This window comes from Desulfosporosinus burensis, from assembly GCF_054657535.1.
Map to the genome: position 1 here is coordinate 295,731 of NZ_BAAHYN010000002.1, position 25,542 is coordinate 321,272.

Annotated in this window: 24 protein-coding genes; all 24 read right to left on the reverse strand. The window is 40.8% G+C overall.

Annotated features, from left to right (window positions below; genetic code table 11):
- Positions 1-2: 2 nt before the first annotated feature.
- Positions 3-1,739 carry a succinate dehydrogenase flavoprotein subunit gene (sdhA, locus tag ACYQ3Q_RS04400; RefSeq protein ID WP_459927434.1) on the reverse strand — a complete coding sequence of 579 codons (1,737 nt, stop codon included), beginning with the start codon at positions 1,737-1,739 and terminating at the stop codon, positions 3-5.
- A gap of 45 nt (positions 1,740-1,784) precedes the next feature.
- Entirely contained in the window at positions 1,785-2,387 is a 603-nt protein-coding gene (locus ACYQ3Q_RS04405) for a succinate dehydrogenase cytochrome b558 subunit (RefSeq protein ID WP_459927435.1), read from the reverse strand.
- A 105-nt stretch (positions 2,388-2,492) separates the two neighbouring features.
- Positions 2,493-4,181 carry an aldehyde ferredoxin oxidoreductase family protein gene (locus tag ACYQ3Q_RS04410; RefSeq protein ID WP_459927436.1) on the reverse strand — a complete coding sequence of 563 codons (1,689 nt, stop codon included), beginning with the start codon at positions 4,179-4,181 and terminating at the stop codon, positions 2,493-2,495.
- A gap of 107 nt (positions 4,182-4,288) precedes the next feature.
- The gene (locus tag ACYQ3Q_RS04415; RefSeq protein WP_459927437.1) at positions 4,289-5,776 is read right to left on the reverse strand and encodes a tripartite tricarboxylate transporter permease; all 1,488 of its coding nucleotides are present in this window, start codon (positions 5,774-5,776) and stop codon (positions 4,289-4,291) included.
- Positions 5,777-5,793: 17 nt separating this feature from the next.
- Positions 5,794-6,276, reverse strand: coding sequence for a tripartite tricarboxylate transporter TctB family protein (locus tag ACYQ3Q_RS04420; protein WP_459927438.1), 483 nt, complete (start codon positions 6,274-6,276; stop codon positions 5,794-5,796).
- 93 nt (positions 6,277-6,369) lie between these two features.
- On the reverse strand, positions 6,370-7,377 hold the full coding sequence (locus ACYQ3Q_RS04425; protein ID WP_459927439.1) for a tripartite tricarboxylate transporter substrate binding protein: 1,008 nt from the start codon (positions 7,375-7,377) through the stop codon (positions 6,370-6,372).
- A 518-nt stretch (positions 7,378-7,895) separates the two neighbouring features.
- On the reverse strand, positions 7,896-8,774 hold the full coding sequence (gene sucD / locus ACYQ3Q_RS04430; protein ID WP_459927440.1) for a succinate--CoA ligase subunit alpha: 879 nt from the start codon (positions 8,772-8,774) through the stop codon (positions 7,896-7,898).
- The gene (gene sucC, locus ACYQ3Q_RS04435) at positions 8,758-9,930 is read right to left on the reverse strand and encodes an ADP-forming succinate--CoA ligase subunit beta (RefSeq protein WP_459927441.1); all 1,173 of its coding nucleotides are present in this window, start codon (positions 9,928-9,930) and stop codon (positions 8,758-8,760) included. The genes sucD and sucC overlap by 17 nt, the downstream gene beginning before the upstream one ends.
- Positions 9,931-10,000: 70 nt before the next feature.
- Complete coding sequence (locus ACYQ3Q_RS04440; protein WP_459927442.1) at positions 10,001-10,831, reverse strand: thiamine pyrophosphate-dependent enzyme; 831 nt, start codon at positions 10,829-10,831, stop codon at positions 10,001-10,003.
- Positions 10,832-11,974: a 2-oxoacid:acceptor oxidoreductase subunit alpha gene (locus ACYQ3Q_RS04445; RefSeq protein ID WP_459927443.1), complete on the reverse strand. Its 1,143-nt coding sequence runs from the start codon at positions 11,972-11,974 to the stop codon at positions 10,832-10,834. It abuts the gene before it with no gap.
- A complete protein-coding gene (locus tag ACYQ3Q_RS04450) occupies positions 11,964-12,527 on the reverse strand; it encodes a 2-oxoacid:acceptor oxidoreductase family protein (RefSeq protein WP_459927444.1) in 564 nt (187 codons plus the stop codon). Before ACYQ3Q_RS04450 ends, ACYQ3Q_RS04445 begins: the two co-directional genes overlap by 11 nt.
- Complete coding sequence (locus ACYQ3Q_RS04455) at positions 12,520-13,065, reverse strand: 2-oxoacid:acceptor oxidoreductase family protein (RefSeq protein WP_459927445.1); 546 nt, start codon at positions 13,063-13,065, stop codon at positions 12,520-12,522. Before ACYQ3Q_RS04455 ends, ACYQ3Q_RS04450 begins: the two co-directional genes overlap by 8 nt.
- Positions 13,065-13,889 carry a thiamine pyrophosphate-dependent enzyme gene (locus tag ACYQ3Q_RS04460; protein WP_459927446.1) on the reverse strand — a complete coding sequence of 275 codons (825 nt, stop codon included), beginning with the start codon at positions 13,887-13,889 and terminating at the stop codon, positions 13,065-13,067. The genes ACYQ3Q_RS04455 and ACYQ3Q_RS04460 overlap by 1 nt, the downstream gene beginning before the upstream one ends.
- Complete coding sequence (locus ACYQ3Q_RS04465; RefSeq protein WP_459927447.1) at positions 13,886-15,028, reverse strand: 2-oxoacid:acceptor oxidoreductase subunit alpha; 1,143 nt, start codon at positions 15,026-15,028, stop codon at positions 13,886-13,888. The genes ACYQ3Q_RS04460 and ACYQ3Q_RS04465 overlap by 4 nt, the downstream gene beginning before the upstream one ends.
- Before the next feature lie 2 nt (positions 15,029-15,030).
- Entirely contained in the window at positions 15,031-15,273 is a 243-nt protein-coding gene (locus ACYQ3Q_RS04470; RefSeq protein ID WP_459927448.1) for a 4Fe-4S dicluster domain-containing protein, read from the reverse strand.
- A 197-nt stretch (positions 15,274-15,470) separates the two neighbouring features.
- Positions 15,471-15,806: a DUF3870 domain-containing protein gene (locus ACYQ3Q_RS04475; protein WP_459927449.1), complete on the reverse strand. Its 336-nt coding sequence runs from the start codon at positions 15,804-15,806 to the stop codon at positions 15,471-15,473.
- Positions 15,807-15,939: 133 nt separating this feature from the next.
- Positions 15,940-16,875 carry a glycyl-radical enzyme activating protein gene (locus ACYQ3Q_RS04480; RefSeq protein WP_459927450.1) on the reverse strand — a complete coding sequence of 312 codons (936 nt, stop codon included), beginning with the start codon at positions 16,873-16,875 and terminating at the stop codon, positions 15,940-15,942.
- Positions 16,876-16,987: 112 nt separating this feature from the next.
- Complete coding sequence (gene hpsG, locus ACYQ3Q_RS04485) at positions 16,988-19,474, reverse strand: (2S)-3-sulfopropanediol dehydratase (RefSeq protein WP_459927451.1); 2,487 nt, start codon at positions 19,472-19,474, stop codon at positions 16,988-16,990.
- Positions 19,475-19,717: 243 nt separating this feature from the next.
- On the reverse strand, positions 19,718-20,626 hold the full coding sequence (locus ACYQ3Q_RS04490) for an NAD(P)-dependent oxidoreductase (RefSeq protein WP_459927452.1): 909 nt from the start codon (positions 20,624-20,626) through the stop codon (positions 19,718-19,720).
- A gap of 70 nt (positions 20,627-20,696) precedes the next feature.
- The gene (locus ACYQ3Q_RS04495; protein ID WP_459927453.1) at positions 20,697-21,587 is read right to left on the reverse strand and encodes an NAD(P)-dependent oxidoreductase; all 891 of its coding nucleotides are present in this window, start codon (positions 21,585-21,587) and stop codon (positions 20,697-20,699) included.
- A 46-nt stretch (positions 21,588-21,633) separates the two neighbouring features.
- Positions 21,634-22,629 carry an arsenic resistance protein gene (locus ACYQ3Q_RS04500; protein ID WP_459927454.1) on the reverse strand — a complete coding sequence of 332 codons (996 nt, stop codon included), beginning with the start codon at positions 22,627-22,629 and terminating at the stop codon, positions 21,634-21,636.
- A gap of 532 nt (positions 22,630-23,161) precedes the next feature.
- On the reverse strand, positions 23,162-24,391 hold the full coding sequence (locus tag ACYQ3Q_RS04505) for an MBL fold metallo-hydrolase (protein WP_459927455.1): 1,230 nt from the start codon (positions 24,389-24,391) through the stop codon (positions 23,162-23,164).
- Positions 24,392-24,407: 16 nt separating this feature from the next.
- Positions 24,408-24,611: a DUF3006 domain-containing protein gene (locus tag ACYQ3Q_RS04510; protein ID WP_459927456.1), complete on the reverse strand. Its 204-nt coding sequence runs from the start codon at positions 24,609-24,611 to the stop codon at positions 24,408-24,410.
- A 317-nt stretch (positions 24,612-24,928) separates the two neighbouring features.
- Positions 24,929-25,516 carry a hypothetical protein gene (locus ACYQ3Q_RS04515; protein WP_459927457.1) on the reverse strand — a complete coding sequence of 196 codons (588 nt, stop codon included), beginning with the start codon at positions 25,514-25,516 and terminating at the stop codon, positions 24,929-24,931.
- Positions 25,517-25,542 lie beyond the last annotated feature (26 nt).

A 25,542-nucleotide genomic window follows, 5' to 3' on the forward strand; every position in this document is an offset into this window, starting at 1 on the left:
CCTTACTTCTCTACATCATAACGCCTGGCTCGCGGCGGAATTAGTGAGACATCTACAGGCTCATAACTGAACTCTGGTCCTCCGGTCGTCCAGGTAGCAATGGTGGTTTTAAGCCAGTTTTCATCATCACGTTCCGGAAATTCCGGCTTATAATGGCCTCCTCGGCTTTCGTTACGTTTTAGTGCCCCAATAGTAATCACCCTAGCCAGTTCCAGCATATTCCATAGTTGCCGGATAAACAGGGCTGTCTGATTACTCCAGCGAACCTCATCAATAAGCTTAAGATCATGCCAACGCTGCATAATCTCTTGTAATTTCTGATCAGTCTCTTCTAATTTATCGTTATAACGTACAACCGTTACGTTTTGAGTCATAATATCGCCGAGTTCCTTATGTAAGAGGTACGGATTTTCTTTTCCTTTCAGGTTTAGAATCTTCGCCCATTTCTCTTCCTCGTGCTTTTTCTGGTCTTTGAAGACAAGTTCATCTACAGAAGCGGGCTTAACTTTATTATTCTTGATATATTCAAGTGATTTTGGCCCTGCCACCATTCCGCCATAGATAGCCGAGAGAAGAGAATTGGCACCTAAACGGTTAGCTCCGTGATATTGATATTCACACTCTCCAGCTGCAAACAGACCTGGGATATTGGTCATTTGGTCATTATCTACCCATAGTCCACCCATAGAGTAGTGTACGGCCGGGAAAATCCGCATCGGGACTTTCTTGGGATCATCCCCAATAAACTTCTCGTAAATCTCCAGAATTCCGCCTAACTTAATCTGTAGTTCTTCTGGATCTTTATGAGACAGGTCTAGGTAAACCATGTTTTCTCCATCGATACCTAACCCTAAATCGAACACAACCTGATAAATAGCTCTAGTTGCAATGTCACGAGGAACAAGATTACCATAAGCAGGAAACATATCCTCCAGGAAATACCAGGGTTTCCCCTCCTTATAGGTCCAGACTCGTCCACCCTCCCCACGAGCTGACTCTGACATTAGCCTTAGTTTGTCTTCACCAGGAATAGCGGTAGGATGGATCTGAATAAACTCGCCATTGGCGTATTTCACACCCTGCTGATAAAGGGCAGAAACAGCAGAACCCGTATTGATGGTTGAATTCGTGCTTTTACCAAAAATCATACCCGGTCCGCCTGTGGCGATTATTACGGAATCTGCTGCGAAAGCTTGAATGCTCATATCTTTTAGGTTCTGGGCGATTATCCCTTTGCAGATTCCCTGATCAAGCACTGCAGAAAGCAATTCCCAGCCCTCATATTTCTGAACTAACCCTTCAACTTCAAAGCGCCGAACTTGTTCATCAAGAGCATATATCAATTGTTGTCCGGTAGTAGCTCCAGCAAAGGCTGTGCGATGATGCTTTGTCCCCCCGAAACGGCGGAAGTCTAAAAGTCCTTCAGGAGTACGATTAAACATTACCCCCATCCGATCCATCAAATGTATAATTCCTGGTGCCGCCTCACACATTGCTTTGACTGGCGGTTGATTCGCGAGAAAATCCCCGCCATAGACTGAGTCATCAAAATGTTCCCAGGGTGAATCTCCTTCTCCTTTGGTATTAACGGCTCCGTTGATACCACCTTGAGCACAGACAGAGTGAGATCTCTTCACCGGAACCAAAGAGAATAGATCGACAGGTGTCCCAGTTTCTGCGATTTTAATAGTGGCCATTAATCCTGCTAGTCCCCCGCCGACTACGATAACCTTGCTCACATCTTATCCCCTCTCTTGAATATCTGGTATAAAGATTTCAGAACATTATAGGAAGGCTGCTAAGTCAATCAGCCCGATAACAGACATTAAAACGAATATTGCTGCACATACATATGACCATATTCTCTGAGCATTAGGCCCTACTGTTATTCCCCAAGTAATGGCAAACGCCCACAACCCGTTCGTGAAATGGAACATCGCGCATAGAATTCCTAAGGCATAAAAAATAAGTCCCCCTGAATTAGCAACAAAACTTTGCATAGCAGCAAAGTTCGCTTCACCAAAGCGTAAAGCATAGACATGGCCAATCACGAAAAGAACGGTATAGATTCCTGAGACCCTTTGAATTAGATAAAACCAATTTCGTGCATAACGATAGCGCAAGACATTACCTTGTCCTGTATAGACCACCCAAGCACCATAGATAGCATGGAAGGCAATTGGCAGGAAAATTACGATTAGCTCAATAATGAAGATCCCGGGAACACTTTGCATAGTTTCAATGACCTTGTCATAGAGTGCCGCTCCAAAGTGGGCTGATAGATTCAAAAACATGTGAAACAGGAGAAATATTCCAATGGGCACTAACCCTAACAAAGAATGAACTCGACGAATCAAAAAGTGGTAAGGGCTTGTCAATGTAGTCATCTATCTACCTTTCCTCTCTACTTATTCCAGCATACAGGATGATTCAATCCGTAATCCGCTTCTATATTTAAGTCCAATTTCTCAGAGAATTTGTCACTGTCTTGTTTACTCGTGTACACTATCCAATTCCTCATCACTGACGTCGAAGACACAATTATTCGCTGGATTGTTAACTTCACGGAAATACTCTGGTAAACGATCATCAGCCTTAGTAAAGCCAGCTCTTTTATTAAATTCCCGTTCCCACTGAACCGTATTAGCCGCTAATTCGAATAACTTTGCTTCATCTAGATCCAGATCCATTAGTGAATTAATAATTTCACATAATAACTCTAAGTTTGGTCCTAGGGTTGCAGAAGCAAATAAACACAGCCCTAATTCATCCCAAATAGGGACAGTATACTGAGCTTTTCGAGATAATCCCGCTTGCCCTTCTGGAGAGTGATGGTCAACTTTAGCTCTGATTGTAATCCCAGCAGTATGATCTGCTCCCATTGGGGATGTGGCATAGGTCACGGCTGTCCCTTTGATTCCTCTCGGTTCATAGCCCGGCATAGCTTGTCCTTTAACTACCGGAACATTACTTACCCCAAGAACCTTCCCAGCGATCTGAGCCCCCATGCCTAGCACACGACCAACTAATGATCCCTTCCCAATCTCGTGAACTAAGTTAAGCGCACCCTCTGCATCCCCAAACGCTAGCAGACCTCCGTCCATAGCAACCCCTAGAGTTGCGCCAGTTTCAATGGTATCTATACCGTAATCATTACATAGGTAATTTAGTTGAGCAATGACATCAAAATCATCAATCTCTAAATTCGAGCCCATTAAAGCAATGGTTTCATATTCTAACGGAGATACAATCTCCTTTCCCTGCTTATCGACATAGACATTTGAACAACGAATGATACAGCCTGGCATACAAGCGTGTGAAGGTTTTCCTTTGCGTTCTACAAGAACGTCATATAAATGTTCACCGCTAATCACTTCTGCCTTTTCATAGACACCTGCAGAAAAATTTCTAGTCGGCAAACCTCCCAGAGCATTTGCTACTTGCAAAGTAGCCGCCGTCCCATACTTAGTATAAACTTGAGTTACTGGAGATTCACCAGACAAGCGGGCATACTCTTTTAAGGCTGCTTTAAACTTCTCTGCGTGGATTGGCTCTATTGATTTGACCCCAGAATCATCAATAATCAGAGCTTTAATTCCTTTAGAACCCATGACTGCACCCAAACCACCACGTCCACTATAGCGACTAGGGACTCCCTCTGTATCAGTATTTGCGATTCCAGCGGATAAAAACTTTTTCTCACCCGCCGGTCCAATACAGGAGATGGCAATAGATTTACCAAACTTTTCTCGGAGCCTTGCAGCCGTATCATAGACTCCTAATCCCCAATAGTCGTTGGCAGGTAATAGTTTTATCCCCTCTTGATTGACATATAACAAATACTTCTGGTCGTTCTGAGGAAGTTCCTCAATAATAATCGCTTTATACCCTAAACGGCCTAATTTTACGCCAACGACCCCACCGCCATTACTTTCTTTGACACCGCCGGTGAGTGGGCTTTTTCCCCCAATTGAGATTCGGCCAGAACTAAACACCTTGCTTCCACCTAACAGGCCGGGAGCAAAGATTAGTTTGTTATGCCTGCCTAAGGGTTCACAGGTCGGGTTAACTTCATCTAGCAAAAACCGGGCAATCAATGCCCGTCCACCGAGCAAGCTGTATTTTTCTTTAACTGGTTCATGGTCAATGGTAAGATTAGCCATATCGACACGAAGTATCATCTCTACTCACCTCCAATTTGGTGCTTGTTTTATATTATTTTAAAAGAAAAGTTAAATGGAGCCCCGTTTGGGGCTGATAAAAAGCAATTTGTCGCGTCCATACATAGTTACTTAGTAACTGAGCGGAGGGCTAATGCCTTTTTGATGATTGGTAGCACCAAAACTAAGACCGTAATTGCTAGCGTTACAGCACTAATGGGAGAGGTAAAAAATACTGAATAGTCCCCATCACTAGAGATTAGTGCTCTTCTGAAGTTTGCTTCAGCCATAGGGCCAAGAATCAAGCCTAAAATAATGGGGGCAACAGGAATCTTTATCCTATCCATAACGAAACCTAGAACACCAAAAAACAACATTGTATACACATCGAACATACTATTTCTCACACTATACGATCCCACGACACACAAAAGCACAATAACTGGCATTAAATAATATTTTGGTGTATTAATAATCTTTGCGAAAAATCTTAAGGCACCCAATCCTAGAATTAACATAAATACATTGGCAATTCCCATACCCATAAATATCGTATAAACTAAATCGGCATTTTCCTTGAACAGGAGTGGACCAGGTTGTACATTGTGAATCATAAAGGCTCCGAGCATGACCGCGGTTACTCCATCACCTGGGATGGATAATGTTAAGAGTGGAATAAGAGCGCCACCGCATGTGGCATTATTAGCCGTTTCAGCCGCAATGACCCCTTCTTCCTCACCTTTTCCGAAGTTGTCTGGATTTTTCGAGGTTCTCTTAGCCTCATTATAGGCTAAAAGTGCTGCGATAGGACCACCAGCAGCCGGTACCGCCCCAATAAAGGTGCCGATTACCGACGAACGCAATATCGTAAACCAATGTTTAGCGAGAAGGGATAACTTTGGAACAAAGTCTGTCAACTTCTGCTTTAATACTTTATATTCTTTAATATCAACAACTTGTCCCATTACTTCAGATAATCCGAAAAGACCAATCATAAGTGGAAGTAGATCAATTCCACCTAATAGTCGATCCGATCCAAAGGTATATCTTTCATAGCCTACAAGTGGATCCATACCAATAGTAGCTAAAAACATCCCCAATAACCCTGCAATCAAACCCTTTAATATGGAATTTCCGGAAATACCAGCAATAATACTTAGTCCAAAAACGGCTAGAGCAAAGTACTCAGGGTTACTAAACATCAGCGCAGCTTGAGCAATTTTAGGTGCCGCTAAGGATAAGACAATCACACTAAATGTGCCACCAATAAAGGACCCTACTGTAGCCAACCCTAAAGCTCTCCCAGCTTTACCCTGTTGAGCCATGGGATAACCATCCATATTAGTGGCAAGTGAAGAAGGTGTACCAGGAATATTAACTAAGATAGCCGAAATCGATCCACCATACATCGCACCATTATATACGCCGGCCAACAATAGAAGAGCCTCATGCGCCTGCATTCCGAACGTTAACGGGATTAAGATGGCCACTCCCATCGTGCCAGTTAACCCAGGCAGTGCCCCCACAATTATTCCGCCAAAAACCCCTAGAAATATATAAACTAAAGACTCGAAGGAGAATGCCATAGAGAAAGCAGCCATTAAACTTTCATTCATTTCCTCACCCCTTTACTCTAAAACCATGTACTAAGAATTCCTGTAGGTAAGGCTACTTCAAAAACCTCTCCAAAAAGGTAGTACACTGCAGATACACATACTAAAGAAAGTGTTATTGACTTCAGTAAGGCTTGCTTTGCAAAATTTTGCATTAACATAACTAAAAACGACATAAATATAAAACTTGAAATTATAAATCCTAGAGGTTCCAATAGTGCTACATATAAAACCATGCCTATGATGAAGATAAGCGATTTTTTACCATCGATATCTTCCGTCAAATTTGCCCTGCTCTTGTCCTTTGTTATTACTGAAATAGCAAGTAGGGTTAGGGCCAAAATTCCCATTGTAAGCGCAATAAAACGTGGGAAAAAAGCAGGACCAAGCATGCCCTCAGGGGGTGCTGGGTAGTGTGATGTCTCAGTATACATATAGATAGCTAAACACAAAAACACAAGTGCGATCAAAATATTGACGGTAGATTTAGTTAATTTGGACATTGCTTTCACCCCACAATATAAGTTTGGGGACAAGGGCGGGTTATTCCCGCCCCTTTAAATAGAAAATTCAAAATCAATAAGGAAAACCATGGGCTACTTCATATCCTTATTCTTCTCCAGTAGCTCAACGAAGATTTTATCCTCATTCTCTAAGAACTTAGTCCAATCCGCCGTTGAAAGGTACATCTTACCATAGATATTTTTCTTTAAAAAGTCTACTACTTCTTTGGAGTCAACGGCTTTCTTAAAGGCATCGTGTAACGTTTTAACGACATCGTCTGGAGTCCCTTTAGGAGCCATGATTCCTCTATAGGCACCAATCGCTGGAACATCAATGCCTGCCTCTTTGAAGGTCGGTACATCTTTAAAATCTTCTATTCTTTCGTTACCTGCTACTGCAAGAATCTTCAATTTTCCACCTTTTACATTAGCTGCTACTTCAGGAACGCTGACAGTAATAGCTTCCAAATGGCCTCCTAACATTTCTGCAATTGCCGGTGGTGCTCCTTTTTCAAAGGGTACAATCTTCAAATCAATACCTGTTTTATCTTCCAGTGCTATAGCCGCAGTATGCCATGCCCCACCGGGAGTAGTCGTTCCTACTTGAACCTTACCCGGATTCTTCTTCGCATACTCAATGAATTCTTGAATCGTATTCCAAGGCGCGTCCTTGGCAACTGTCACTGCAAAATAGTCGTTGTTAACTCCAATTACTGGTTGAAGATCTTTATAACTTATTTTTGCTTGCCCAAGGCGGCTCATTGCAACTACTGGAGGAGCAACTATTACAAGGTTGTAACCATCAGGTTTTGCCTGAGACACATCGAGCATACCTGGTGCAGAACCTCCACCTGGTTTATTCACAACTGTAACACTTTGACCTAGCTCCTTCTCCACTTGGGTAGCTAGAATCCTAGCAACCATATCAGTTCCACCACCTGCTGCATATGGAACAACTAAGGATATCCCTTTTGTGGGGAAAGACTCAGCCTTCTTAGTCGGGGTATCACTAGTGCTGTTTGTTTTAGAACCGCAACCCACTACTGAAGATAGCATAAATAACAGCGCGAGCCCCAAGATTGGTAGTCGGAATTTTTTCATGTTCATTTCCCTCTCCTTCATCTTCACTTATTCTTTACGAAGTCATTTTTTACGGATTTTGCTTGTGACATTCACCTCTGCAACTAGTAGTTAGGATCTACAATAATAATTTGTACCTATAATAGGTGTAATCTCCCCCTTCCAGTCAATCTAATTAGTTTTAGGCAAAATTCGATAAATCTTTTCTAAAGAAAGCCTAACTTCAAGTCTGGCCTCTTAGAAGGTTTGGGCATACTTAACTCTGTCTAATTACCTTACAATAATTGTTAGAGGAAAAAAACCAGCACAAAAACCTACCTATTCGATAGACTTTTGTGCTGGGTATTACCGGCTAATAGATAAAGTTTTTAAAGGCCTTATCCACAGGTAACCAGCAGTTATAAGATTCAGAGTATTGCCTTTACCATGTCTTGCTTAAAATTTAACACTATACTCTAAAAAAAACAAGTATTAATTTGTCAAATATTTACGATAAGTCGTTAGATTCAGTTTTGCTCTTAATTATTAAACTCATTCGTTTAACCATTTACATCAAATTTGATCGTGTTTACTAACTCATCAATCGTCTTAGCAACCTTTACTCCTGCTTTGCTGAGAGCTTCCATCTTTGATTGAGCTGTACCCTTGCCTTTTTGCACAATGGCCCCTGCATGACCCATCCTCTTGCCTTGAGGCGCCAACTGACCGCCAATGAAGGCGTATACCTGTTTTGGATAACCGGTTTTTTCAATGTATTCTGCCACTAACTCTTCGTTGCTTCCACCAATCTCTCCAATTAGAACGATTCCTTTAGTTTCTTCATCATCTTTGAATAATTCTAGAGCATCAACTGCGGTAAAACCATTAATTTGGTCACCGCCAATTCCAATGCAGGTAGACTGACCAATTCCGTGATAACTCAAATTTGAAGAGATCTCATGCGTCATGGTTCCGCTCCTTGAGATAACCCCAATGTTACCAGGACTATAAATATAGCCAGGCATAATCCCCACCTTAGATTTTCCAGGACTAATTACCCCAATAGTATTCGGCCCAACAACCTTAGCTCCATTCTGTTCTGCCAGCCATTTAATTTTTAGGGTATCGTGTACGGGAACGTGCTCGGTAATAATCACAACTAAGGGTATCCCGTTCTCAATCGCTTCCTCAGCGGCAGCCAATACCCCAGCAGGGGGGACTATGATGAACGAAGCATTAATATCCGGTTGTTGCTTAATAGCTTCCTTAACAGTATCAAATACGGGTACGCCATAAACTTCCGAGCCACCCTTACCAGGGGAAACTCCTGCTAAAACCTTCGCATTATATTCCTGCATGAGCTTAGTGTGATGAGAACCGTGCTTGCCGGTGATTCCTTGAATAATAACTTTAGTATTTTCATCAACTAGCACAGACATTTTCTTCACTCCTCTCTCGAACAAGTTTCATAAGTAGTGCGGCGGCTTCATCTGTAGAGCCATATTTGACGAGAGGGACCTTGGATTTTTCAAGCAATTCCCAACCTTCTTCCTGATGATGCCCTCTCATTTTAACGACAATTGGTATATCTACCGTCTGTTTTTCTAACTCATCAATCACGCCTTGAGCCATAATGGCACAATTATTGATTCCACCAAAAAGATTGAGAATAGCTCCTCTTACACCCGGACTCTTTAGTACTACCTCTACCGCTTTGGCCATCCTCTCTCGAGTAACCCCACCACCAGTATCTAAAAAGTTAACAGGTATTCCCCCATGATGATAAATGGTATCCATCGTTGCTAAGCCGACCCCGGCGCCCCCACCAATAATACCAATATTTCCCTCGTTCTCTAGTAATACAAAGGGAAAGCCTGCCTCTTTCGCTTCCCTTTCTAAAGGTTTAAGACTTTCATCGAGCCTCTCCCAGGGTAGTTCTTGATGTCTGTAATGAGCTGAATCATCCACAACCAATTTAGAATCTGCTGCAACAATCTCTCCTTCTTTGGTTATCACCAGAGGGTTAATTTCAACAGTTATGGCATCATACTCAAAATAGGCTCTTACGAGCTTAACTAAAATATCTCCGGCTTTAGTCAATTGTTTACCACTAAATCCTAATTCTTTCATAAATTCATAGGCATAGTGCACTTTGAAAGCCTTTAATACATCCAATGGGTACTTGACAATTTTATCCGGATATTTCTCTACAACCTCTTCAATATCCATCCCGCCTTCAGTACAGCCGATGATGACTGGCTTTTGCAGGGCAGGATCGAGAGTTATACCAAGATATAACTCATTTGCTATATTAATCTTTTCTTCTACTAAAAGAAGTTTAACTTGCTCTCCATTAATAACTTTTGAGAATAAGTCTTTGGCAATGCTCTCCGCTTCGTTAGGAGTCTGGGCAAACTTAACCACACCAGCCTTACCCCGCCCACCTGACGAAATCTGACCCTTTAAAACAACCTCGCTGCCGAGGCTTTGGGCTACTAGCCTTGCTTCTTCCGGAGTTGTTGCTTTTTCGCCCCGGGGAACAAGGATACCAAAGGACTTAAACACCGCTTTTCCCTCAACTTCATATAAAAGCATTCTTTATTCCCCCATCTGAATTCTTTTAATCTTTTAAATTAGTCAATTCCAATTACTGTCAAAAGGAAGTTTACTCCGCAAAGAAGTCTTGAACCTTCTTTAATTGTTCGCTCAGATCAGGAACATTTTCTTTCTTAACTAATTCCCCTACCACGAATTTATCCTTAAGTTCTTGCGGGGACATGTTCTGAGCCTGCTTTTTAGTCACTGTTAAGTCTTTGTACCAGCGGTATAAATCGCTCGGTTTCCCAATCTTATTCTTGCTGCCAAATTGTACGGGACAAGGAGAAAGCACCTCAATCAGAGAAAACCCTCTATGCTGAATCGCACGCTTGATAGCTTCTGTTAATTGTTTAGAATGCATCACTGTCCATCGTTCTACATGGGTGGCACCCGCGGCTTCTGCCAAGTTTGAAAGATCAAAGGGCTGCTCAACATTACCGTAAGGTGAGGTTGAAGCAAACATGCCTACAGGTGTTGTTGGGGCGACTTGCCCTCCTGTACGACCATAGATCATATTATTGGACACTATGGTGATCAAGTCGACGTTTCTACGTGCCGCATGAACAAAATGGTTGCCACCAATCGCCGCCAAGTCACCATCGCCAGTTAGGGCAAATACCTTGAGTTCTGGATTCATGACCTTCAGCCCTGTTGCGAGTGGCAGAGCTCTACCATGTAGCCCATGTAACCAGTCACTATTTATATAATTTCCTGTTAATCCCCAGCATCCTATGCCAGTAATAAAACTAGTTTTATCAATATCAATCCCTAACTCATCAATAGCCCGGACGATGGCCGCTAAAATTAACCCATTCCCACAACCAGGGCACCATATATGAGGAAAGGCACTTTTACGTAAATACTTAAACGCTGGATGCTGTTGAGTAACTACACTCATTTATTTCACCGCCTTTTCGATGGAAGCCAAAATATCACCTGGGGTATGATAATCGCCGCCAATTTTCGGCAAATGTGAGACTTCAACTTCGTAAGGATCGACTACTCGTTTAACCTCACGAAGCAGTTTACCCGTGTTCATTTCAGCGACTAACATCTTTTTAGTCGTCAGCGCGGCTTTAGCAATCTGCTCATCAGCAAAAGGCCAAATGGTAATTAGTCTTAAGTATCCTACTTCAAGTCCTTTTCCCCGGGCTATCCTTACTGCTTCCAAAGCGGAACGAGAGACACAACCGCATGATATTACAACTAAGTCAGCATCCTCTAGAAACAGGTCTTCCGTTTTGATGATATCCTGCTTATTGTCTAAGATTTTATTACTCAAACGATAGATTAGTTCAGTATGAAGTTTGGCATCCGTTTGGTTTGTTTTGCCACTATAATCATGGGTATTGTTTTCAACCATGATTTTATAGCCGTCGCCAAACTTGGCCATTGGTGGTATCCCATCTGCATCAGGTTTCCAGGGTAGGAAGTTCTCTTTATCCTCTGGCCGCGGTGTTTTGCGATTAATAATTTCTACAGTCTCCGGAATATCTATATTTTCGCGCATATGAGCAATTATTTCATCACTCAGTAAAATCACTGGAGTTCGGTATTTCTCCGACAAATTGAAAGCCTCAATTGTCTTATCGTAGAGTTCTTGGACGGAATTAGGATAAAGGACAATAATTTCATAGTCACCGTGACTTCCCCATTTTGCTTGCATTATATCGCCTTGGGCGACACGGGTTGCCTGACCAGAGCTAGGACCACTACGCTGTACATCCACGACAACACAGGGTGTTTCCGTCATCACAGCCATACCAATGCTTTCTTGCATCAAGGAAAAACCAGGACCTGAAGAAGCCGTCATTCCTTTTGCTCCAGCCCATGAAGCACCCATAATGGCACTCATCGAGGCTAATTCATCTTCCATCTGCATGAAGATCCCCTTTTGCTGGGGCATCCTTTTTGCCATATATTCAGCAATCTCAGAAGCAGGTGTGATTGGATAACCCGCAAAATAGCGGCATCCGGCGTCTAAGGCAGCTTCGACAACCGCTTCGTTGCCCTGCAAAAATTGGCGTCCTTTAATTTTCACGGTCTCCCCTCCCTCCTTTAAGCACTTCTACACAACTAAATCCTTCTTTTGCAGCACTTAAGTTTGATTCCTTGGCTTGGGTAGGAACACTACTCGCAATGACTTTCAGCAGTGATTCCAAGGAGACAATGTTGGAAGCTGCTACTACCGCACCAAGCATTACCATATTCGCGGCAATCTTTACCCCTAAGTTTTGAGCGATCTTGGTGGCAGGCACAGCATATTGTTTTGAGCTTTTCCCATTATCCAGCTTAACTAAATCAGGATCATAGATAATAATCGCTTCTTCCTTTAGCTCAGAACTGTATTTTTCGGCTGCCTCCTGAGATAACAAGACTAGCAAGTCCGCTAATCCAACTTTAGGATAATCAACTTTTTGCTCAGAAATAACCACTTCAGACCTTGCACCGCCTCCGCGGCTGTCGGGACCATAAAGCTGAGTTTGAACAGCATTTTTACCCTCTTCTAAGCTTGCTGACTTTGCCAAAACTACTCCAGCCAGGACCACGCCTTGTCCTCCAAAGCCTCCGAAACGTATCTCATATTTAGCCATTTTCAGCTTCCCTCCTTTCAGCAAGAGCCAACCCCAAATTAACTGCCCGAAGATTTAACTCTTTAGTTTTAGGAGGTACTGAGTTTTCAACGGCCGTCCTTAATAAATCGTCAGAGGAAATCTTAGCGATCTTATTAACAAATCCTAGCATCACCATATTAGCCACAACCTTTGAGCCTAATTCATCTACAGCTTGTTGGGTAATCGGCAGTGCATAAACGTTAGGAGCCCTATCATACTCTTGGACGATACTTGAATCAATAAACGCGTAATCAAAGGCTTTGCCTTTTAGATACTTATCATGGGCCTCCTGAGACATAGCAATAATAATATTAGGTTTAGTAACTTGTATAGTGTCGATTTCTCCATCTAGAAAAACCACATCCGAACGAGCAGCACCTCCCCGCGCTTCAGGACCATAGGACTGGGTTTGAGCAGCATTTTTGCCATCTAAGATTGCCGCTAAACCTAGCACAACCCCTGCTAAGATAACCCCTTGTCCACCAAAACCCGTGATTCTACATTCTATGCGAGCCACTAGTTCTCACCCCCCGTTTGCATAGCATTCCGAGTAATAGTGTGAATTATGTCAGAAAACTCCGGCAGCTCTCTGTTGACAAATTCACCAACAGGGATTTTTCCGTCTTTATAGGCCTGTAAACCTTCGGGACCGTTATAGGTCTTGGCTTCACTTTTAAACTGTTTTACCATTTCCCCAGCACTCTTGTAGCCCATACGTCGACCAAATTGAGTTGGACATTGGCTAATTACCTCAATAAAGGCAAAGCCCTTAAAGGATAAGCCTTTGGCAATAGCCTTTTTCAATTGTACTGGTTGAGCCGTTGTCCATCTTGCTACATAACCTGCTCCACACGCTTCGACAAGTTTACAGAGGTCAAAGGGCGGTTCTGGATTTCCATAAGGGCTCGTTACGGTATTCGCCTTAAAAGGTGTGGTTGGGGATAACTGGCCACCGGTCATACCATAGTTATTGTTATTGATACAAATGACCAACATATCAATATTACGCCGTGCTGCCTGGATTAAATGATTACCACCGATAGCAGCTGAATCTCCATCCCCTGTAAACACGACCACCTTGGACTGTGGTCTACCGATTTTGACACCTGTTGCATAGGCAATCGGCCGTCCATGATTGGTATGCAAGACATCCATATTTATAGGCGGGGCTATCCAGCCGTTACAACCACTTCCCGATAAGAGTACATAGTCTTCTAGTTTACGTTCGCCCTCTACCATTGCTTCCAAGGCAGTACGCAAGATTATACCACTTCCACAACCCGGGCAAAAAATAAAGGGTAATTCACTTTCTCTGATATGTTTTAATAAGGGGTGTCTCATGCCATCACCTTCTTTACAGGCTCTAATATTTCTTCAAGGGTATGCATCTCTCCACCTATTTTCGGTATCGACACTATGTCACTGACTAGGTCTCTGCAAGCCCGCTGGACTTCTCGATATATTTTTCCTAAATTGTTTTCTACCACAAACAAGGCCTTTTGATTTTTTACTAACTCACGGATACGGGCTTCATGGAATGGCCAAATTGTTTTAAGTCTTATATATCCGAGCTTTATTCCTTGGGCTCTTGCTTGTTTTACAGCTCCTAATGAAGAGCGTGCGGCAGAGCCAAAAGAAATGATAGCCGACTCTGCATCTTCCATAAATCTTGCATCGATTTCAGCAATTTCATCAACATTATCATTTATTTTCGCACACAAACGTCTAATCAACTTATCATGGGCTTCTGGAATATGAGCTGCTCTTCGACCTGTTTCATCATGAGATTGAGGTTCTACAAGAATTCTATAACCCTCACCCAAACTTGCCATCGGTGGAATCATATCCTCATCCGGTTGAAACGTTTTATACTCTCCAGGTGGGGTGTGTGGCTTCTTACGGTTGATTATTTCCAGCTCAGATTGATCTCGAATGATCACCTTTTCCCTAGAATGACCCAGAATTTCATCTGCTAAGACAATTACCGGAACTCTGTATTTCTCCGCTAAATTGAAGGCCCTAACGGTTAAGTCGAACATTTCCTGGCCTGAATAGGGTGCTAAGGCAATAATTTCATAATCGCCATGACTACCCCAACGGGCTTGCATTACATCACTTTGAGCTGATTTCGTCGCTTGTCCAATTGCTGGACCTCCCCGCATCACGTTGACGATGACACAAGGTGCTTCCTCGATCACTGCATTCCCAAGGTTTTCCATCATTAAGGTGAACCCAGGTCCTGAGGTTGCAGTCATCACCTTTAAACCCGTATAAGAAGCACCTATCAGAGAAGCCATGGAGCCTATTTCATCTTCCATTTGAACATAGTACCCTCCAGCTTTAGGTAACTCTTTAGACATATGTTCCGCAATTTCGGTAGAAGGCGTAATTGGATAACCGGCGAAAAACTTGCAACCAGCTGCTATTGCACCTTTGGCAGAGGCAATATTTCCCTGGATGAATTCCACGTTCCCCTTCATCCTTAAACCCCCTTAGATTCTAAAGGGCTGGAATCTTGCCCTTTAAAGATTGCAAAGTCTGGACAATACATGGTACAGGTTCCACAAAGATTACATTTTTCTTCATCAACTACTGCCGGGAATACCCCTTTTTTGTTCATCGTTTCACTGGGCTTTAACGCCCCTTTTGGGCAAAAGTCTATGCAAAGATTACATCCTTTACATAGAATAGCATCGACATGAATCTTCTCCACATTTTTACTCATTGTCTGACCTCCTCAAATTAATTCATAGCTCCTCTATCCAAGGGAAAATATGAAAAAATACCCAAGCAAATTGCTATCACATTTTGGTGATAGATTTTTGCGCTGGGTATTATCGGCTAAAAGATACAAGTTTTATCGACATGTACCCACAGATAACCAGCTGGCTATACTTTATAGGTTACGTGTTTAATCGTTACTTACTTTCGGTAGTCAAAAGAATCCTTATATCGATCAATGGCAGATTTAACCGCTTGCTGAATCGCTCCTAACGATGGGACTGAAATGCATTGTTTAGTCTTAGTTACAAAATCTTCAAAAGGTTCGTCTACACAGTAGCCATTAATTGTAGTTTGTAAGAATTGATTTGTTAACTTAGAGATTACTCCAAAATCCGATTCCACAATACAATTAGTCTTTCTATCAATAACTAATATAGCACTGATATACTTTAAAGTTTCATTTAAGGGGGTCCCCTTAGGTGTCTGCGCAAATCCAGTTACTAAAACAAAATCTTCACCGTTTAAATTGTACATTAATACCTCCAAGTTCAAAATGGCAATCCTTTTTACTAATCTACCATACACAAAGGAAGTTTTCAATTGTAAATTCTTCTGAATTTTAAGAATTTAACCCGAAGATTCATTTTCTTGTTAAACCTTACCAATATTACTCACCAGAAACATTTAATAAAGTCCTTGCCAGTTTGTTTAAATGCTCTACATGCTCCTTATCCGGTACCTCAAGATGCGATAATGTATAGTCTCTACCTAGCTGCAGATACTTTGCCTCACCAAAAGCATGATACGGTATGATTTCGTAGTTTGTTAAATTGTTAATCCGTCCGATAAACTCAATAATTGCCTTGATATCTTCGTCAGAATCGTTAAATCCGGGGATCAATGGAGTTCGTACAATTAGAGGAGTTGCTGGGAATCGTTCAGAGATTTTTAATAGATTTTTAAGAATAAGGTCATTATGGACACCCGTGAAGGCTTTGTGTTTTTCCGTATCCAGAGACTTTATATCATAATAAATTAGGTTAGCATATTCGCATGCTTTTTCAACATCGGTCCAATTAGCATAGCCACACGTCTCTATAGCTGTATCAATTCCGTATCTCTTACATTCCTTTAATAGATCGTGAACGAAATCGGCTTGTAGCAGTAATTCACCACCACTTATCGTTATTCCACCACCACTTCGCCATGAGACATGGTCTTGTTGAACTGTTTTTATGACTTCATCCACGGTCATTGGCTTACCAAAGAATGTGATCGCTTTAGGTGGACAAACATCAACGCATTTACCACAATTATTGCATTTTAGTCTATCAATTTTAGCAAACGCTGTTTCAGAGTCCGCTTGAATCGCATCAGTCGGACAGACTCTAACACAATAGCCACATTGTTCTATTCCAAGACAGCGCTTCTGTATATAGGCAATTTCCGAGCCTAAGTTCTGTGATTCTGGATTGGAACACCATTTACACTTTAAAGGACAACCCTTTAAGAAGATTAAATCTCGGATTCCTGGTCCATCATGGACCGAAAACTTTTGAATATTAAAAACGTTACCTACTCTTTTTCCTTGATTATTCACCATACTTTTACCCCGTTTAATCATATTTAACCGTAAGTTCTTATGCTCCCCTCGTTATCCTACTCAAAGACTCAAGATAACGAGGGGTAAAAATAGTCACTAGGCCTGGGGGTTACTACATAAAACTGTGTTCAGTTCTGTTAATAATTTCGCTTTGTAGCTTTGGACTTAAATCTCCGAAGTAAGCACTATATCCTGCCACCCGAACAATCAAATTGCGATACTTTTCGGGGTTCTTTTGAGCTGCTCGTAAGATATCACTATTTAAGATGTTAAATTGGAGATGCCATAATTTCAGGTCACAGAACGTCCTTACTAATGACATAAGATCCTTTAACCCTTTTTCTTCAGCAACAACTTGTGGACTGAGTTTGATATTTAACAATCGAGCAAGACTATTGGAGTATTTCCTACTTTTGGCACGATCAATGGATAGTAATGTAACCAGTGGCCCTTTCATGTCGGCACCTGGGCTTGGTGAGATTCCTTCCGATAGAGGCTCTCCGGCTTTACGTCCATTTGGAGTTGCTCCAAGCGCTGCACCCATTCCTACATGAGATGTGACAGGTACAAACTTGATATATTGATGACCGTTTGGAGTTTTGAACTTCCGAGCAAGAGTTAAGAACATTTCATCAGCTCGGCGTGCGACTGCATCCGCTTGCTCATCGTTATTCCCATATCTAGGTGCGTTAAGGAGTAATTGCCTAAGGGGTTCTTTCCCTTCGAAATTTGATTGCAAGGCCTCTAATAACTCCGCAATATTGACTAGTTTATCATCGTAGACAAGTTTCTTAATAACTGCAAGGGATTCTACCACCGTTCCAAAACCATTTAAGTTAATATTACCCGTATCAGCCGAGACACCTCCTTTTAATGGTTGGTGAATGTCCGTGAGTTCATCCATGCAAACATCATGGAGGCCCGAGGCCAAGGGAGCGGCGAGTCTCATGGCGTTGGTCATTTCAAGTGCTGTTTGACGAATATAAAAATGCTTCATTAGGTATTCAACTTGCTGTTCAAACGCTTTCATTAACTGGTCAAATGTTTCAAACTCTTTTGAGTCTCCTGATGAAACTCCCAAGCGCTCTTCCTTGTCCTTAAGTTTAACAACCCCATCATTCATTGCCATTTCTAGGGCAGCCGGTAAGTTAATATTTCCACCAACAGCCATATAGGTACTCGTATTAATCATTCGAATTTCTGTACAAGCGCATCCTGTATAATCCCGGGCATCCTCTAAGGAGGCGCCTTCTGCTAATAGATGAGGGATAATCTCTTCATCATTGAGAAGCTTAGGGAAACCCGTACCTTCTCTAATTAATTGGCATACCTCACGTAAAAAGGGCTCAGGAGTTTGGGAATGGATTCTTACTGCCAAATCGGGATAATGAAGAGGGAACTCTTGCTTAGATTTCAAAATTAAATAGGATAAATCATTAGTGGCGTCTTTTCCTTCTCTAGTTTGACCACCAAGCAGAGTTTGCTCAAAGTGAGCATATCCCTCCCAAAAAGACATTGCATTTGTAGAATTCACTGGTACAAAATCAGCGATCTTCAACCAAAGACACTCTAACAGCTCAAGGGCACTATCCTCATCGATCCGCCCCTCATTCATATCCTTTTGGAAAGCAGGATAAAAATATTGATCAATTCTTCCGTTTGAAATTATTCCCGTCGTGGGTTGCTCAATTCTACAGCCTATCTGAGTAAACCACTGGGATTGAACTGCTTCATGGAATGTGCGAGCAGGATGAGCAGGAACCCAATCGCAAACTTGAGCAATTTCCTCTAATTCTTTCTTCCTTGTTTCATTTTGTTCCTTTTCGGCCATTTCTCTCGCTAGGTCGGCATACCTTTTAGCAAACGCTATCATAGCATCACAAACAGTTATCACAGCCTTTAAAAAAGGAGCTTTTGCAATATGATTACTAGGATCAATAACATCTAGAGAGTTTAACTTCTCTTCAGCTTCTTGTCTAATGCCTAAGTATCCTTTCTCTATGACCTTTTTATAATCGACAGCCCAGTTTAGTGATGCGTTGATATTTGAGTTATCCTGCATTAAGCCCGAGGCGCCATAATTATCTTCACCGTAGATTAGATATCTTGTTTCTTCAGGAAGAAAACTTATATAGGTTTCATGGGCCGTCTTGCCGCGCCAATATGGAACTACCTTTTCTTTGACTGTTTGAATATCCTCATCTAATACCAAATAGGAACCTTGTTTTTTAAGCGCTTCTAAACCATGTTCAAACCAGGTTCCTCTCAACTCAGGATAGAGAATACTGTGTCTTCCAGTACCTCCACAGGTACCTACAATAAGTTCATTATCGTCAATGACTAACGAAAGACTCTTCATGGTATGCTCTATGGCTTTTGCCCATCTTAACACCATCGGTAAGCTCTCAGTTTCTTTAAAGGATTCCGTAAACAGCACAGCCCTTTGTATATCAATCCGCGGTTTTCTAAAGGTAAATTTCTCCAGGAGCTTATTGACTCTTGATCTTTTGTTTTTACCGTCGACTGAGGTTAATTCTTCTTTGTGTAACCCTTTTGTAATCCGTTCTTCTTGCGGAGTTAGTATCTTTGTGGCTTCCATATCTTTGGCCCTCACTTTTTAATAGATTTTTCTGAATTTGTCACTCAATAAACTTGAATAAATAAAATAGCCCAGTATGTCAAAAAAGCTTTGACATACTGGGCTATTAACCTATTTTAGAAACATCAAGTTTTCGCTCAATGTTAGTAGGCCACCCAGAGCAAATATTATGAATTCTTATTAGAAGTATATCTAAGATGGTTAGGAATTGTCAATAGGGTACAATCATTAATTATTATAATATTACTTTGTGGTAAATTGAAAGGATGATCTGGTATTATTCATTAACTCTTCCATTAGTAGCATAATCTTCGTATTGTCTTCACCTCCCATTCCTTTGCACATTGCCATAGCATAAAGATGTTGAGTTAGACTTGTAAACAGCATTGGTGTTCCTAATTGTCTAGCCAGGTCTAACGCGATTGAGCAATCTTTATACATTAGGCCCAAAGCAAAATTTGAATCAAATTTTCGCGGTAAATAATATTTGGGAAACCTAACAGTGGTCATATTACTGCATCCGTTGCTGGCATTAACAGCTTTAATAAATTTATAAGGGTCGATTCCTGCTTTAGAAGCAATAATTATTCCTTCTATGGAGGTAATTAAATTTGTAGCAGAGAGTAAATTATTTAATGATTTTAGAGTATGGGCTGTACCCAAATCCCCAACATAAATAATATCCGTTCCAAGTTGTTCAAGTATAAATTGACAACGTTCCATGACCTCTAATTTGCCCCCTACCATTATAGAAAGGGTTCCTTCTTTTGCAGCAGTTGCTCCACGACTCACAGGAGCATCAATCATTTCAGCCCGTTTAGCTGATAAAGCATTCCCTACTTTTTGGCTCATTGCGGGAGTGGAGCTGGATAAATCCACGAATACACTTCCAGGTCTCATCCCATACAACAAACCGTTTTCTCCAAATACTACTGTCTCAACGACGGACTCATTAGGCAGCGAAGCTAGAACAATGTCACTGTATTCCGCCACTTCTGCAGGCGATTTCCTTGCTTCCACACCGACCTCTAACATGCTGTCAACCGCTTTTTGATTAACGTCATACACCGATATCGGCTGGTTTACTAACGATAAGCGTCGACACATTAAATTCCCCATTGCTCCAAGACCTATAAAACCGATTCGTTCCAACGCTTATCACTCCTTTCTGACTTAACCAGTTTATTATAATTTCGAAATTCTCTTGTCTTGAATATAATTATTAAATCTTAGATTGTAATCCCATCAAACGTTCTATATATGGAACGATTTTGATACTATCTTCAGACACCATCCCATGATAACAAGCCATAGCATAAATCTCCTCAATGCGTGTGCCCACTAAAGCACAAATATCCATTTCATGTGCAATTCGAGTACTAATACTAATATTTTGTAGCATAAGCCCCATTGCAAAATTTGAGTCATAAGTTTCCGGTAAAATATGCTTGATATAGTGATTGGACGTTACAAAACTCTCACCGCTGCTTACATTTATGACATCTAACATCTTTTTACTGTCCAAACCCACTTTTACTCCAAGTGCGACTATTTCTGCAGCAGCAACCAAATTGGCCCCTAACATCATTGTAGTAATCGCTTTAACCACATGTCCAGAACCCAAATCTCCGACATGAATAATATCCGTTCCCAGAATACTAAGTATCGGGCGACAACGTTCAAGAACCTCTTCTTTTCCTCCAATCATAAAGGATCGGATATCTTTTCCGTTTGTAGTAACCTCTAAACTAACAGGCGCATCAATAATATCTGCACCTCTTTTATCTAAAAATTCGGCAACTCTCCTTGTTGTATTTGGGGTGGATGTGGACATATCCACTACCACACTTCCCGGTTGTATAGTATCAATGACTCCATTATTGCCGATTAATACATCCTCTACTGTTTGTGCATCAGCAACACAATTTATAATAAAACTGCTATTTGCAGCCACATCTGCTGGAGAAACAGCTAGTTTTATCCCTAACTGTTCATGTGATGCCATCTTATTTGGATCCCTATCATAAACTATCATTTCTGTATCATTTTCCAATAACCGCTTCACTATTAGAGAACCGATTGTTCCTAAACCAATAATACCTATTTTCTCCACCATATTTCTCCTTTCAGCAAGTGTACTGCAAATCACCTGCTTATTCTTAAATAGTTTTCTGATTTGGAATTTGCAATACATTGATCCAATATACCTCTAAATATGGAGTTATCTTATAAAATCCAGTTAGGAAAGTGATCTGAATTACTAGTTTTGCTGCTAGCAGGAAAATCGTCAATGGTGAAAAGAAAACCACAGCAAGTGCTAAAGGAATGGCAGCATTTTTACCGCCTACTCCGTAGAATAAAGATATCATATCCGGATAATCCATTCGGGTAAAGCGAGCGTAAAGGATAATTAAACTTAGAAGAAGAAAATAGAAAGCCGTCAATGGTAAAGCTATTAGACCCAAATATCTGGGGTTGTTAAACAAGACAGTTGATTGAGATACCATAGCAATAAAGAATACCATAAACAATCCTATAGCCGAAACAGCTGGAAATATTGGTCTAATTTGGGCTAATTTCTCCTCACTCCATTTTTTTATTAACCATGTTCTAGTTAATTGCCCAAGGAGCAAAGGCCCTACAATGGTATACAGTATAGTCTGCAACATTTTCCATGCGTCTATCGGAACATATTGCCCGGCCAGAACCAAAATCCAAAACGGAATCACTACAATGCCAGCCAGCATACTTATAACCATTATCACCACGGTCATCGGCACATTGCCTTTGGACATGGCCGTCCATGCTACAATCATACCGCCACAAGGAACCGTTCCATTAATAATGAGTCCTATAGCAAAGTCAGGGTAACCGGATAAAAATATATGCGCGAGAAGTGCTGCTAAGAGAGGAGAAACAATATAGTTTAAAATCATAATGAGTATTATGAAACTTATTCGTCTAGACGCCTTGACTACTTCATTAATCTTAATTTCTACCATCATTGGATAAAGCATAATAAAAAGTGTAATCGGGTAAAATGATTCCAAATATTCGCCACTTTTGGGGTACAGAGAGCCCAAGGCCAGTCCTAAACAAATAACAGCCATCAAAAGAATAAATAAGTGCTTATTAATAAGTTTTGCTATATGCATTTTTTAAATTTCTCCTCATCCAAAAATTGTTGGTTAATCTCTAGGTTTTTCTGAAATGGATACGCTTTTATCAAATTGTAACTCCTATTATTTATGATCTTCTTTTTTCAGTCTTGAATTAATCCTCATTTCCCGAGTGTAAAACTTTCTTTATTTAATTAATTTTAAATAAAATTATTAAATAAAAATTAAAATAGTTAAAATAAAAAAAGCCTAGTACGCCAATTATATTAGGCATACTGGGCCTTTAACCTAGTTTATAAACATTAAGTTTGAGCTCAATGTCAGAAGGTTACCCAGAATATTCAATTAATAATAATACTTTATGGATTTATTAAATTATATTAATATAACATTGTTTTGTCAAGAATCAATGTAGGAAATTATTTTAAAATTCTTTATTCACTGGTATATAGAAATAAAGCAGAAAATTCCTGCCTTATTTCTAGTTTAATGAAATGGACTGATGTTTACAATATTGGGGTCAGATTCATTCATCGAATCTAACATGCTCGGTTCAGCTGGATATACTCTATTTTCGGGATACCAACTGCTCCTGAGCATTGTAAAGCAGTCCTGGATCGCTCTCATTATTCCAGATATTTGATTCCGTCCAAACCAGGACATTTGTTCCAGCTTGTGCTTGTGCATTTTTTCCGCTTACAACTTTAAGCGTCCCACCCCCAGGTAATATTGTACCCGATGGAAAAATAAATGTTTGATTGCCTGCTTCGCTAACTAACTTCCAACCAGTAAGATTAAGCGCTTTATCATTACTATTTATTAAGGTAACAACTTCACCCCTTAAATCAATCGTTGAAATCATTAGCGAACCAGTCGAACCAGTAGCTATTGCAGGAACTGTCAGTTCGGGTTTGGGGCTGGACGAAGGGCTGGAAGAAGTTAACTTTACTGTATCTCCGTCCGAAGTGGCAACTATAGTTCCGTCTTGATCTGTTCTATAGACTTGCACCCCAGAATTAGCTAATTTATTTAACGTCCCTTGAGCAGGATGCCCATAGCTGTTATTTGCTCCAACGGATATCACTGCGTACTTTGGAGAAACAGCTTTTAGAAACACACTTGTCGTTGAACTCGTACTACCGTGGTGTCCAACCTTAACCACTGTAGCCTGTAAATCCTGCCCACGACTCAACATTTCTGTCTCTGAAACATCCTCTGCGTCCCCTGTTAATAGGAAGGAAACCTTCCCAAAGGTGATCTTTAAGATCGCACTGTAGTTATTGAGATCGTCATATTCGTCACTATTAGGTGCCAGGAATATTCCTGAGATTCCTGGCACATCTAGCTTAACTTCAGCTTTCGCTCTAATTTTTTTAGCACCGCTAACATTGACTGCCGAAATAAAATCCTCATACGTTTTTGTATTAGAAGTACCATTTGTCATATAAACCTGTTTTGGCGGAAAGCTGTGCATGATGCTATCTAGTCCACCAATATGGTCTTCATGTGGGTGGGTTGCAACGATAGCTGAAAGTTCCTTGATTCCCTGGGATTTCAGATAAGTTACTATCCCAGGACCGTCATCAGCATTTCCACCATCTACAAGAATTGTCTGGCCGTTTGGGGCAATCACTAAAATGCTATCCGCTTGACCAACATCAAGGAAATGGACTTGTAATAGGGTTTGATTGGGTGCCGTACCAAGTGGCATCGCCTTGTCTGTTGTACCACAGCCAGCAAGAAGAAAGAAAGATAAGATAATCAGCGGTAAGCTAACCCGCCTATTCCGAAAGAACAATTAAGCAACTCCATTCCTACTCATCAAAGAGGTTATCTAACCTGTGTTTAGATTTTTCTGTGCGTTCCTTTGTCGCTACTACGTCAATACCCACCTGTATGCTTATTACATCCCCTTCTTTAATCCCTGGTGGTAAAACGATGCGTGGCAAATTAAACGTGTCACGATTTTCTGTTTCGATAATCGCCCAATCTCCTTCAAATCGATCAATGATTAACATTGTTACCTCCTTGCAAGTCAACATGAAATCCCCCAACAGTCGTAGTACAATTATATCATTGACTATGAACAATTCCATGGTCCCTGACTACGCCTTTTATCCAGTTCTAATAAGAGCATAGAACATTATAAGCAAAAGTAGAAGTGTTAGTCTCACAAATAAAATCCTTTCATAGTAGATAATCTTAGTCTACCACGAAGGATTTATGACACATAGGACCCCTTAAATTGATTATCTGGTTTATTGCTTGCTTTGGTTTTAATTCAATCGGTCCTCAAGTAACCCTTGAAGACCGATTAATAAGTAAAACCGACCTTTTATTGAATCCAAATATTGAGATGTTCCTTGTTCTCAATAATCTTTTCAGCTAATTTACTACCAACATAACGATAGTAATTTTTACCGTCTTTTCTGCAAAAATGATTATCCGTGTCTATAAAACTAGAATTCGCTCCAACTCGATGGAGTAAGGGAATAAGATTCGTTTTATAAATATTAAAGCCTTCCATTGATCTTTCGAATTCATCTCCTAAGTTTGAAGTACTCCAAGCCTTAGGCCCTTTTTCAGGTGTTATCTCATAGACACGTCTCAAAAACTCAAAAGAAAAAGCACCTAGAGAAACAAGAATTCTTGGTTTATACTCAAAGGCAATTTCCCTGAACAACTCGATTTCTCTAGCTACTTCGGGTCCCCACCAATTTAAAGTATTAGGAATAATCCTGCTATCGCTAACAGCATTTCTTAAATAAATCTTCGAAGTTTCAATTCTAGTATTTATTTTTCTATATACTTTATCCTGAATTTCATCTAATACAGGTGTCCAATTGTCGTGGCTTATTGGGTGTTTTGGATTAAATAATACCCAAATTGGATTACTTCTTTCCCCGGACTCTTTCTTAATCATCTCACAGTCCCCTCATCAATTAGATT